The following is a 12817-nucleotide window of genomic DNA, read 5'->3' on the forward strand; positions in this document are numbered from 1 at the left end:
CGTCGCAGCGAAGCGGGTCAAGGTGGAGCGCCACTGACGCGCGAAGCGCTCGATGGCGACGACCTTGAGGCGCGCAGCGGAGACGGCCACCATCAAGCGGCAGGAAACGGGGAAACCACCCGCACCCAACAACAAACCCCGGCCCACCGGTGCCAGCAAACCCCCACTCACCGGGTCCGGGATTCGGGCACACGGACGCGGGCGGGGACGAAAGCTCCCCCGGTTATCGAGCATGCGCGCCAGAACGGGCCCGCGACAACCCGAGGGCCGACCGGCTGTGGATAACGGGGCCTGCCCGGCTGCCGATCATGGGTCTTGGCCACGAGCCACAGCGGAGCGGGGTGTGAGCGCGCCTCACACCCCGCTCGCTCCTCGCCGCTCTTCGACGAGGTCTTCGGGGCCCCAGGAGGCACTGCGTCCCTACCTCGGAGACCCGGTCGCAAAGTCCCTGCCTCACGGGACCAAGCCTCGGGGAACCTGCCTCACGAACCCCACACCTCAGGTGATCCTTCGGTTCAGGGCGTCCAGGACATGCACGTCGGCGACCGTTAACCGCACGTCGCCCGACCCCGAGGGGTTGACGGTCGCGGAGCGCACGTAGGCGCCGTGGCTCCACTTGCGGCTGGTCTGCTCGGGGACGGCCTTCGCTCCCAGGCGGCCCATCGCCCCTGGCGGTCCTGCCAACAGCCTGAGCTGCCAGGACGTCCTGAGAACAGACAGTCCCCGGTAGTCGTTGTGTTCCAACAGCGGCAGCGTCCCCACCAGACGGCCCTCCTCCCGGCCCGGGTAGTTGGGCAGCGCCTCCAGTGGGAACCGCTGTCCGGCGTTGGTGCCCCGCACGACCTCCACCGCGAAGTTCGCCCCTTCCGGGACGGGTGTGCCCAGACGGACCTCGAAGCTCAGCTTGTCGCCGTGCCTGCCTGACGGGCGCACGCGGACGCGGTCCACGGGAAGGGCCGGGGGCAGAGGTGAGGTCACCAGCCCCAGCCGGTCGTTGACCGTGTAGTAGGGGCGCACCCTGGTGCCGAAACCACGGTCGGGTTTCACCTGGTGGGACGCGTACTCGATGATCTCCTTGTACCCGACCACCCCGGACAGGTGCCTGCCCACCGTGCACTCGGTTCCGTCCGACAGCACCACCCGCATCTCCCACTTGTCGGAGTCGCCGTGCCGTCCCTGCACCACTTGTCCGGGGTCGATGACGGCGGTGAACTCACCCCCGTGCGCGACCGCCGACGGGAACTCCCGGCGCCGCTGCGGCGAGGCGCGCAGCCGCACGACCATACGGGCGCGGGCGTCGGTCCGCTCCCTGCCGAGGATCCGGCCCTGCACGGTGATGAGCCCGTCGGCGATCTCCACGTACTCGATCTCGGCGTGGTGCGCGGAGCGGCGTACGTGGAGGACCAGGCGGCCCTTCGCGGAGCGGGCGGGGATCACCAGCGAGAGTTCGTCGGTCTTGGCCGGGGAGAGCGGGAACCCGTACTGGTGGATCTCGACGTCCCGTACCGGGGTCTCCACGCCGCGGTCCACCCGGAAGACCTGCCAGGTCCCGGTGGCCAGCACCGAACTGGACGCGTCCACCACCACGCGGCCGTCGGCGTCGGGGGTCCGCTCGACCCGCTTACCGACCCTGGCCAGCACCACTTGGTCGGGGACCCGACCTGCACCGAACCCGGTATCGAACCCGGCACGGCCCCCGAACCCGGCTCCAGCCCCAACTCCAACTCCGGCCCCAGCTCCGCCCCCGAGCCCGGCTCCCGAATTCCCCTTCACGTGTCCGAAGGAGAGCACCGCGGCCCCTTCCGGACCGACCTCCACCCGGCAGGAGGCGGCCTGTTCGGGCCGGGGGGAGGGGACGGACGACACCGGCGGGGACGGCACCCTCGCGCCGGTGAGCTCGGCGAACAGTTCCTCGTGCTGGCGGACCACGTGGGCGGGGTCGTAGCGCTCGGAGTCGGTGAGCGCCGCCGACGACATCCGCCGCCGCATCCCGTCATCGCCCATCATCGCGGCCAAGCCCTCGGCGATGCCGGGGGCGGACTTGTTGGGCACGAGCAGCCCGTCCTCGCGGTCCCGGATGATGGACGCGGGGCCGTGCGGGCAGTCGGTGCTCACCACCGGCAGCCCGGACCGCATGGCTTCCACGATGGTCATCCCGAACGGTTCCTCGCTGGATGTCACCGCCGCGAACGCGCCCTGCGCCCAGGCCTCCTCGACTCTCGGGTGCGATCCCATCAGCCACACCCGGTCCTGTAGCCCCAGCGAACCCACGAGCCTGTCGAGCTGCCCGCGTCGGCTGCCCTTCCCGTAGATCCGGAGCGTCCAGTCGGGAAAGTCCTCGCTGACCATGGAGAAGGCCTGCACGAGCAGGTCGTGCCGTTTGCTGGGGGCGAGCCGGCCCGCCGCGACGATGGTGCGGGTGTTGTGCCCGTCGACCGTGAAGGGCGGTGCGGGCACGGAGTTGGGGATGGCTTGGAGCCGCACACCCGGCATCGGCATCCGGTTCGCGTAGGTGCGGGCGTCGGCCTCGGTGACGGTGACGAACGCGTCGAGGTTGGGGTACTCGGCGGCCATGATCCGCCGGAGCTCCTCGGAGTGCTGTTCGTAGGTGAGGTGTTCCTGGCCGACCTTGATCACCCGCCGCGGGGCGGCCCGGGCGATGACCACGTTGAGCCCGGGGCGGGTGCCGACCACCACGTCGGCGTCGGTGGTGGCGAGGTACTGCTCCAGGCGGTCGTCGGTGAGGCGGCTGTAGACAGCGCCTCGGAGGTCTTCGACGGGGAAGAGCAGTGGCGGAAGACCGGCCCGTTCCGATCCCTCGTACAGCGTTCGCCCCTCGGAGCCGACCGACCCGACCTGCTGCCGGATGTCGACGAGCGGGCGGAGGCTGACCTGGGTGGGGACGGGCAGGACGGGATCGGCGCGGTGCCGGAACACCGAGACGATCTCCACCTCGTGCCGGGCCGAAAGCTCGGCCGCCTGGTTCGCGACGGTACGCACGGTGCCGCCGATGCCGTACATGTTGTTGATCAGATAGGCGATCTTCATCGAGCCCCCAATTTCGCGGCGCCGCCCCGTGCGTTCTGCACGGGGCAGCGCCGTCCCCCGTTTCCCCACACTGAGCTGAGCCCCTGAACAGGGGTGATGTGGGGATTCCTGGATCAGGCTATGGGCGAGATGGGGTGAAAAGACCGAATCTGGGCGGCAATGCCCAAAGGTTTGCCGGACTCTGTTGGTGTTTTAAGGCTGGTTCACAAACAAGAAAAGTGAGCGCCCGTTAAAGGTGAATCCGGGCACAGGACCTTGACCGGAGCGGTCGGGTGTGGTGGGCCCTGGAAAGCGGGACCCAGGAGGGGTGCATCCGAAGCGGTCGCCCCACACTCGGAGGTAACGGCCCCGTATGCGAAGCGGTAGCCCCGCACGTGAAGGTGCCGGCCCCGTACGCGAGACGGTGGCCTCGCGCACGGGGACGCCCTCCCCCGCACCCGTGGGGAACCCGGGCTGAGCCGACCGGGCGGGTTCGGGGGCGGGGTCGAAGGCGATCGGCGCACGTGCGGCAGGACGGCAGAGTGCCGCACGTGCGCCGAGTCGGCGGGACGCCCTCAGGTCGAGGGGCCGCTCCCCCGTCCCACGGCAAGGGAAGCCGGGAGCGTGGACGGGGGAGCGGGGCGGAGGCGGCGCGGCCGGGTTCCGGCTCTTCCGGAACGGTGCCGGGTCGGTGTCCGGTGACCCTCCAGGCACGGACACCCCCCGACCTCGGAACCCGGTCTACCGGTGCGGGGCCCGCCCCCCGCTCCAGCGCCGCCTCCTGGCTTGTGGTCACACACCGACGGGCACCTCCGTGACCTGTCCGAACCCGTTCAGGGTCACGGTCGCGGTCCGCACGTCGGCCGGGGTCTTGTACAGGGACCAGTAGGTCACCTGGTGGCTCGGCGGAATCCGGGTCTCGGCCCCGTCGAAGCCGCCTCGCGAGCACAGGCACAGGGTCTGTTCGTTCATCACGGGGTGGAAGACGGTGTCCGATTCATGGTCGGTCAGGGTCACCCCCGCGAAGCTGGGCATCTCGTAGCCGCGGTTGCTGGCGCTGAGTTCGTCCCAGCCGAGCCGGGCGTCCTCGGCGCCGTCGTTGTGGACCGTCCACGTCACCACCACGTATTCGCCCGCCGCGTCCCGGCGCACCTCGTTGACCTCGGCGGCCAGGTTCTCCGTGTCCTCGGTGGATCCGGTGACGCTCCCGAGCGACTCCAGTTCCGCCTCCATCTCCGGCAGACCCGTCGGTTCCCCTCCGGAGTCGGTCCCGTCTTCGACGCCGTCCTCGATGCCCCCGTCGTCCCATTCCTCGGGCGTCCCGCCCAGGACTTCGTCCGTGTCCTGGTGCAGGGCCAGGACCCGTCCGTCCTCCAGTTCCGGGGCGTCCAGGGGCTCGCCGTCGCTGATCGGCACGTCGAGGAACGGCGGGGTGATCGGCGTGAGGACGCTCATGGTGTCCACGTCCTCGGGAGGGGCGGGGAAGGCCACCCGCAGTTCCTCCACCACCCCGGCGCGCAGCAGGTTGTGGTCGAACTTCGAGCACAGGCAGGTGCCGTCCTCGCTCACGGTGAGGTTGAGGTGCTGCTGGTGGTTGACCGCGTCCAGGAGGGTGACACCGCTGGCGGTCTCCTGGTCCTCCAGGAAGGTGTCGCCATCGTCACCGCTGAGCAGGTCGAAGCGCCGGATGTCCTCGTCGGTGTGGTTGCCGACTCCCAGGGTGAGCAGGAGCAGTCCGTCGCCGACCCGCTCCAGGTCCCGTACTTCGATCTCCAGGTACGGGCCCAGCGAGGTGGAGGTGGTGGCGGAGCTGACCGGCAGTTCGACCGGCTCGGCCGCGCCCGGCTCCGATTCCTCCTCCACTTCTTCGTCTGCCTGGTCCGCTCCGGTCCCGCTGTCCTCTCCGGCGTTGCCCGAGGCCAGTCCGCACCCGGCAGTGGCGACGACCAGGGCGACGGCTACGGCCACGGTCCGGGCGGCGGCGCCGTAACCCCACCGAGCAGCCGACCGGGAGGCAGTGTGGAGCAGGGCGCTGCGGTGCGTGCCGACCGGTGGCTCCGGGGTCGGGGGTGCGGTGGTGAGCTGGGGGTCCAAGGCGTGTTCCTGACGAGCTGGGGTCTCGCTTGTTTCGCGCGCTGCCGAAGGTGCGGAGGGGCGCACGCGGTGGATCGGTGACGCTTCCGCGCTGCCAGAGTGGACGCATGTTTCCACCGAACAACATTCGGTGGTCGTCCTACGTCTGACTGTCTTGCGGATAGCAACGCGACGTTGGTTGTGATGGACACTCTGCCGCAAGTAACTGAAAAAGTCGTGGGTCCCGTCGGACTTCCTGTGGCCGAATCTGGCCACAATGAGGAAAGGCCAGGTGGCGGAGGGTGAACGGGTGAGGAGTGCTCGGCAGAGGGTGAAGTCGAAGGTGAGGCCTGCGGGGCGATCCCTCAAGAAGTGGTCTGCATCCCCCGGCAAGCCCCGGCAAGCCCCGGCAAGCCCCCGTCAGGGCCTCATCGCCGCCGTGTCGACACGCCTTCGCGCCCACAGGCCCATGACTGTTGCCTATTGACAATAGTTAAGGTTGTGGGCATTGTTCTTCAGGGACGGTTCTTACGCCGTACGGTAGTCCGGTTGCCCGGATCCGTCGGCGTAGTCGTCAGCGCGTTGCGCCGCCTCTCGGAACGAGGTGAGTCCTTCCAGAAGCATCGCCCGTTTCCGCGGGGGCATCTGGGCGATCACGGCATGGAGCTCTTCCTCTCTGCGCGCCCGCAGGTCGCGCAGGAAGGTGCGCCCCTCCTCAGCCAGCCACAGCCGCAGCTCCCTGCGGCTGTTGGGGCTGGCTGTGCGATGGAGGAATCCGACAGCCTCGAGGCGGTCACACAATCTGCTGACGGACGGAGGGGTGGAGCCAAGACGGTCAGTGACGGTGCGCAGGTTCACCCCGTCCTCGTGTTCGAGAATGAAGAGGACCTTGAGTTGGGGCGGTGATACCGGGGCGGTCGCCAACTCGCGCCCCCTTCCCCACAGCACCTCGACGAGCTCGGAGACCGCGGAAGCGGCCCGAGTCGTCTCGCGCGTCTCTTCCTGCGATTCAGAACTCACATCCCACTCTCACGCATCCCGTAGTGAGCTGGCCCGCATCCTGGTCGGCGGTCGGCTATCTCCATGACCATAACGGAACGTCCACTTCCGTGCCCGCCGACCGCACCCCCACGGATCCAGCAAGACGCCGCCAACCGCAGAGAGAACGCAGGTCGACACGTTGAACAGTATTGAGGCCGTTTTCCGGGTTCTGCGCAGTGCTAGACCAGACGGCCTGCTCACGGCCCTACGCGGTGTCCTCGGGGCCGAATACGCCGCGGTCTGGGCCGACCTGCTCCTGGCCGACTACGGAATGACCGTGCTCTGCCACGTCAGCGACGAACACCGGGAATCCGTGCACTACTCGGTCTTCTCCAGCACCGAAGGGCGGGTCTTCGGCTCCCAGCAACCCTTGGCGGAGCACCGTTCCGGGCCGGACCTGATCAGCGCCTATCTGCCGGTCACGGTCCGAGGCGACCGCTTGGGCGTACTCGTGGTGACCTTCCACGGCCAGCAGATCGACCCGCGCACGCTCGAGGACCTGTCCACCGCCGCGGAGGCACTGGGGCACGAGCTGCTCGTGGCCGAGCGCGACACCGACTTCTACCGCAGGATCAGGCGTCGGCACCGGCTCACACTCGCTGCGGAGATGCAGTGGGACCTGCTGGCCGGCCGGGCCTACGAGTGCCTCGAGTACAGCCTCGGCGCCCAGCTCGAACCCGCCTACGCAATCCGGGGGGACAACTTCGACTGGTCGGTCGGCCACGACCGCCTCCTGCTCAGCATCACCAACGGTATGGGTGAGGGCATCGAAGCCTCCCTCCTGACCAGCCTGGCGGTCAACGCGCTGCGCAACGCCCGACGCGGCGGCGTGCCCCTGGCCGACCAGGTGGCCTTGGCCGACAAGGCCGTCTACGCCGAATACGGCGGCACGCGCCACGTCGACGTGCTCCTGCTCGCCTTCGATGTGGCCACCGGGGAGACGGAGGCGGTCGACGCGGGCTCGCCCCGCCTGTACGTGCAGCGCGAGGATGCGGTGTTCCGGCAGCCCTTCGAGGCCCAGATGCCGGTCGGGATGGCCCAGGACACCGTCTTCTCCCCGCAGCGCTTCACGGCCCGGCCCGGTGACCGCATGGTGTTCGTCAGCGACGGGGTCTTCGACGCCGACAACCGGACAGGGGAGAGGTTCGGGGACCGCGCGCTCAGCAGGGCCATTCTCGCCACGCGTCTGCTCCCGGCGGCGTCCGTTCCCGGTGAGGTGCTGCGTATCCTCGCCGATTTCCGCGAGGGTGGCGAGCGGGAGGACGACACCTTGGTCCTGTGCCTGGACTGGCGGGGCACGGCCGACGGTCCGATACCGGAAAGCGCTGATCCGGACGCTGCTCTCGTGGACCGTCGTCGGGAGGACATCGAAGTGGGATCGGTACCCGAGTAACGGGGGAAGTCCCCGGAGAAGACCGGCGGGCGCGGCGGGGTTTCTCGTCCCGGAGGCGTGAGCCCTCCGCTCTATTCTCCGTGGCCACCGAGGTTGACTGCGTTGCCTCAGCGGCGGGAACCGGCCCTACGGGGTGCGGTGGGGTCCGGTCACCCCTAGTAGTATTTTGTTAACTCGTGTCGGGTGGGTGCTGCTGTGCGAGCGGCCGGTGACAGGTGGAACACACGCCGGTCCAGCACAGCAGCACCCCCTGGAGCGCTTCCAGGACCTGGTACAAGCTCAGGCCGACGTCTGCGTTTTTGGGTCGAGTCTTCGCAGCGTAAGAAAGGCCTGCGCCGCGCTGACCAGCGTGACGTGGTGGTGCCAGCCCCGCCAGGTCCGGCCCTCGTAGTGATCCAACCCGAGCTCGTGCTTGAGCTCGCGGTAGTCGTGCTCGATCCGCCACCGGATCTTGGCCAAGCGCACCAGGGACCGCAACACGGTGTCCGCGGGCAGACTGGACAGCCAGTAATCGGTCGGAGCCTCGTGGTGGGGCGGCCACTCAGCGATCAGCGTCTCGGTCGGCAGTACACCGTCCCAACCCCGGGAGCCGCCAGCACGCACACGTGCCGCCTGGGTGGCGGCCACCCCGGCCGGACGCACCGCCATCACCACGAACCTGCTGCGCAGGCTGCCTTGCGAGCCCTGGCGCCAGGTACAGCGCCGCAACGCCGCGCGGCCGCGGGCGATGACCAGCTCTTCCAGGGAGCGGGCCGGGTCTTGATAGCGCGGCATCGGCTGCGGCCCTCGCGCCCCAGCGCGCTCGGGGCTCACTCGGCAGCGTCTGGCCCGGATGAGCGTTCAGGTCCGCCGCGTACCGCCACCACATAGTCCAGCCCCCGCCGAGTGAGCCCCTCACGAAAGTGGTGGTTCTGCCCGTATCCGGCGTCGGCCACGACGACCTGGTCCTGAAGCTCCCACCCCTGGACCGCAGCGATCATGTCCAGGGCCAAACGCCACTTCTCCCGATGCCCCACTTCTTGGGGGATACCGGCCCTGTCCCGGCGGGGATCGGCCGGATCGGCCCACTCCTTTGGCAGGAACAGCCGCCAGTCCAAGGGGACCGAGGCCGCATCGGTGACCGAGTGCAGGCTCACCCCCACCTGACACAGCGACTTCTTGCCCAAAGCACCGCACCACTGGCGCACCGCCCCCACTGAGTGCTTTCCGGCCTTGGGAAAGGAGGTGTCGTCGATCACCCACGCATCGGGGTTGATGGCCTGGGTGAGTTGGGTGGCGATCCGGCGCCGTACAGGGGTGTGCTCCCAGGGGGAAGAGGTCACGAATTGCTGCAGGGCTTGCATGTCGCCGTCGGGCCGACGTTCGGCCATGGGTTGGATGGACTTGCGGCGTCCGTCCAGCATGAGTCCGCGCAGGTAGCAGTTGCCCCACGCCCGGGAGTCCTTACGGGGGATGGACGCGAGGACCTCGGCACAGAACGCGTCGAGGTCCTCGCGGAGTTCTTCTACAGCAGCCAGGTCCACCCACTCATCATGGCGGAACCGCACCAAGAAATCAGGAACTTAACAAAGTACTACTAGCGCGGTGTTGGAGAGCTGCCGTTCGATGCGCTCGTCCTCGTGTACGTCGGTGACCCCGCGCAGCTGGGTCTGGTCGGTGGTGTCATAGCTCAGGCTGGTGGCCAGGCTCCCGTCGCTGTCGTCGGTGCGGGTGTTCTGGTTGGTGACCGAGTACTCGTAGACGTACTCACCGCGGCCTACTGGGTCACCCTGCGTATCGCTAGCATCCTCCTCCGGCCATGCGCCAGACTAGACAAGCGCATTTTCTAATACAAACAGGAACACCCATGCGCACTTTCGATGGAAGTACTGTATGGCTAAAGTGGGTTACTTATATATAATCTGCCGAACCTGGAGGGCGATAAAGAGCAGTCCAATGATTCCACAGGCAAGGAACAGGAAGCCCATCAAGCCAAACTCTCTAGGCCCAATAAATCTTTCACCTGCCAGGGCCAGCATGACAAATGACCCGAGCAAGAGGGAGGTTAGAATGAGCTTATCGGAGGTCTTCTTTTTCACAAGCATTCCCTAGCAACTAGTTGCCATCCCTTCAATTCCCCCAGCAATCCCAACCACCCCAAGGCCGAGAGACCACATCGCTGCAGGAGTAGCAGCTCCAGCAGTAAACAGCATAGAGGTGAAGCTGATAGTCACGGATGCAAATCCTGCAATAAAATACCCTGCGGATCGTGCACACTGCCATGAGGGCAAGGTGTTCAGCCCAGTGGGGTCGGTGTTGTTGATGGGATCGCACATCGCGTAGGTGTGGTTGTTCAGCTCCTGCCGGGAGGGGTCCGGCTGGGTGAACCCCAGAGTGAACGTGTCGTAGAAGCGGTGGGACAGGTGCACGGTCCCGTCCTGGAACTGGTAAGCGCCGGTGTAGCCGAACGGGTTCAGCTCTCCGGCCCGGGTGTCTTCCAGGGTCTCACTGGTCTGCTTCCCGTAGGGGGTGTACTCGTAGACCGCGTCGGGCTCCTCGGCCTCGGAGTCTTCGGCCGTGACCGCCAGGACGGTGTTCTGGTGGTCGGTGGTGTAGTGGTAGCGCTCGTCCCCACCAGCCGAAACCATCGAGATGAGCTCGCCCTCAGGATCGCGCACGTAGCTGGTGCGTTCGCCGTCGGAGGCGATCCCGGTCACCCCCAGCGCGGTGTTGGACAGCTGCCGTTCGATGCGCTCGTCCTCGTGCACGTCGGTGACCCCGCGCAGCTGGGTCTGGTCGGTGGTGTCATAGCTCAGGCTGGTGGCCAGGCTCCCGTCGCTGTCGTCGGTGCGGGTGTTCTGGTTGGTGACCGAGTACTCATACACGTACTCACCACGCCCGACCATGTTCCCGGCCTCATCATTGGAGACATCGTCACCGCGGGCGGTGGTGGGTTGGTCGGCGTCGTTGTATTCGAACTCCTCTTCGCCGGCCTCAAGGAGGTTGCCGGCGTCGTCGTAGGTGTAGTCCACCTCGCCGTTGCTGGTCAGACGCTGCAACCCGTCGTAGGAGAAGTCCTCGGACTCGCCGTTGATGGTGCGTGACTGGAGCTGGTCGCTGTCATCGCCGTCGGCGGTGTCCCAGGTGTAGGAGGCCTCCACCAGTTCCTGACCTTCAGCGCCGGTGGTGGTGATCGACGTCAGACGGCCCGAGTCGTCATAGGAGCGGTCTTCCTGCGCCCCGTCGGGGTGGGCGATCGAGGTGCGCTGGTTGTTGGCGTTGCTGTCGAAGGTGGTCTCGGCGCCGGTGTCATCGACCAGCTCGGTCAGGCGGAAGGCCGCATCGTAGGCATAGGTGGTGGTGCGGCCGTGTTCGGTGAACTCGGTCAGGTTGCCCACCACGTCATAGCCATAGGAGGTCGTCTCCTCACCCGCCGAGTCGGTGCGCACCGACTCGGTCACGTCGCCCCGGGCGTTGAAGGAGAACTCCGTGGTCGCCTGGTCGGTGTGTGTGGCCAACTGGCGCCCGTTGGCGTCGTACTCGAAGGACTCGAGCACGTCCCCGTCGTGGCTGATGGCTACCACCCGGTCCAGGCGGTCGTAGTCATAGTCCAGCTGGCGGCCGTTGCCGTCGGTCACGGACGTCACCCGCGACAGCGTGTCGTAGCCGAACGACACCTCTCCCACCGGGCCGGGTTCGGCCATGGCGGTCAGGTTGCCCACGTCGTCGTAGCTGAAGGTGGTGCGGTTGCCGTTGCCGTCGTCTTGGGACGAGACGGTGCCGTCGTGGTTGTAGTTCACCTCCGCGATGGTGATGTCCTCGTCCTCGGAGTAGGCGCGGCTGAGGTTGCCGGCGTCGTCGTAGGACAGTGACATCTCAGCGCCATCGGGGGTGGTGACGTCGGTGGGCTTGGCCGGGTTGGCCGCATCCCCATAGCCCACTGAGGTTTCAGCGCCGGTGGGCAGCTCGGTGCCTATGAGGTTGTTGGCGTCGTCGTAGTCATAGCTCACCGAGGCTTCCAGGGCGTCGGTGGTGGTGGCCACGTCGGAGTTGGCCGTCCAGGTCTGGGAGCGGGTGTTGCCGACCTGGTCGGTGGCTTCGATCTGGCGGCCCTGGTCGTCGAACTCGAAGGTCGACTCGCCTCCGTCGGGGTCGGTCACAGTGGTGTGGCCGTCGCCGTGGTCGAAGGAGTGGGTGGACCCACCGTCGCCGTAGGGTTCGGTGAAGCTGGTGACGCGGCCTTCGGGGTCATAGGACAGCTCCCAGGTCCCGCCTTCAGGGTCGGTGATCTCGGTGAGGTAGCCGTCGTCGTAGGCGAAGCCGATGTCGTTCCCGGCCCGGTCGGTGAGCGTGGTGGGGTGGCGGTCATGGTCCTGGGGGTAGTCGAAGGCCACCGCTTCTTCACCGGTGGGGTCGGTCACCTCGGTGGGGCGGCCCTGGTCGTCCCAGCCCAGCTCGGTGACCCGGCCTTGGGTGTCGGTGATGGCCGCCAGATCTCCGCTGCTGGAGTAGCGCAGGTGGTTGCTATTGCCGTTGCGGTCGGCTTGCAGGACCGCCCACCCGTTGGCGTCGAAGTGCCAGACCTGGTCCTCGAACTCGCCGCGGGTGTAGGTCAGTGCCCAGTGGCCGTTGTCCAGCTCGGTCAGGGTGGCGTTGAGCCCGGCGGGGGCGTCGTAGCCGCCGTCCTCGTTCTCCATGAACTCGTCGCAGGAGCCGGTGGGGCCGTGGAAAGCCACCCGGTCGGACTCGAACATCAGGCCGATGTCGCGGCCCAGGGACTGCTTCCACTTGATGTTGAGATCACGGGAGTTGTAGACGCTGTTCAGGCCCAGGTCCAGCCCGGTGCCGCCCACGGTCAGGTCGCGGTGGCGGATGACGGCATTGCCGCTCTCCAGGTTGATGTCCACGTCCAGGCGGTCGCTGATCTGGTGGCGCTGCATGGGGTACCAGTCCGCGATCCCGAGGTTTTCCTCGTTGGAGGAGCACGTCCAGCCGGGGCTGCGCTCACCCTCGTCGCCTTCGGAGTCTTCACCGGCCACGGGCTCCCATGGCTCCTGGGGTGGGTCATCTCCCACAGGCTCGGTTTTGGCCTCGCCCGGCTCCCAGGTCTCGGGGACCGGAACGGTGCGGTCGGCCGGGGAGTGGGGGTCGTCGTCGGCCCAGGCGGGCGGTGCTGTCAGCAGGCCCAAGGTCAGGGTGGTGGCGGCTGTTGTGGCCACAGCCGTGCGCAGGGGGTGCCATCTCAAGAGGGGGACGCTCCAGAACAAAGAAGGGGGAAGGGGTATTGGGTGCGTTCGGTGCGCG

General features: G+C 67.7%; 5 protein-coding genes and 1 pseudogene. 1 reads left to right on the plus strand and 5 read right to left on the minus strand.

Annotation, left to right across the window (positions count from 1 at the left end; all coding sequences use genetic code 11):
* Positions 1 to 498 precede the first annotated feature (498 nt).
* The 3 genes from ACYVD1_RS23345 to ACYVD1_RS23355 form a co-directional block, all read right to left on the minus strand.
* Positions 499 to 3048, minus strand: a complete 2550-nt coding sequence (locus ACYVD1_RS23345) for a glycosyltransferase family 4 protein (RefSeq protein ID WP_460776623.1) — start codon at positions 3046 to 3048, stop codon at positions 499 to 501.
* Positions 3049 to 3819: 771 nt separating this feature from the next.
* Entirely contained in the window at positions 3820 to 5121 is a 1302-nt protein-coding gene (locus ACYVD1_RS23350) for a hypothetical protein (RefSeq protein WP_460776624.1), read from the minus strand.
* A 507-nt stretch (positions 5122 to 5628) separates the two neighbouring features.
* Complete coding sequence (locus ACYVD1_RS23355; RefSeq protein WP_460776625.1) at positions 5629 to 6120, minus strand: MarR family winged helix-turn-helix transcriptional regulator; 492 nt, start codon at positions 6118 to 6120, stop codon at positions 5629 to 5631.
* A 160-nt stretch (positions 6121 to 6280) separates the two neighbouring features.
* Here ACYVD1_RS23355 and ACYVD1_RS23360 point away from each other — a divergent pair, with 160 nt between their 5' ends.
* Positions 6281 to 7534: a PP2C family protein-serine/threonine phosphatase gene (locus ACYVD1_RS23360; RefSeq protein WP_460776626.1), complete on the plus strand. Its 1254-nt coding sequence runs from the start codon at positions 6281 to 6283 to the stop codon at positions 7532 to 7534.
* A 279-nt stretch (positions 7535 to 7813) separates the two neighbouring features.
* On the opposite strand, the pseudogene ACYVD1_RS23365 reads toward ACYVD1_RS23360, so the two are convergent.
* Both ACYVD1_RS23365 and ACYVD1_RS23370 read right to left on the minus strand, forming a co-directional pair.
* Positions 7814 to 9057: pseudogene (locus tag ACYVD1_RS23365) on the minus strand (IS701 family transposase).
* A gap of 564 nt (positions 9058 to 9621) precedes the next feature.
* A complete protein-coding gene (locus ACYVD1_RS23370; RefSeq protein WP_460776627.1) occupies positions 9622 to 12759 on the minus strand; it encodes an RHS repeat-associated core domain-containing protein in 3138 nt (1045 codons plus the stop codon).
* Positions 12760 to 12817 lie beyond the last annotated feature (58 nt).

Source organism: Nocardiopsis nanhaiensis (assembly GCF_054778635.1).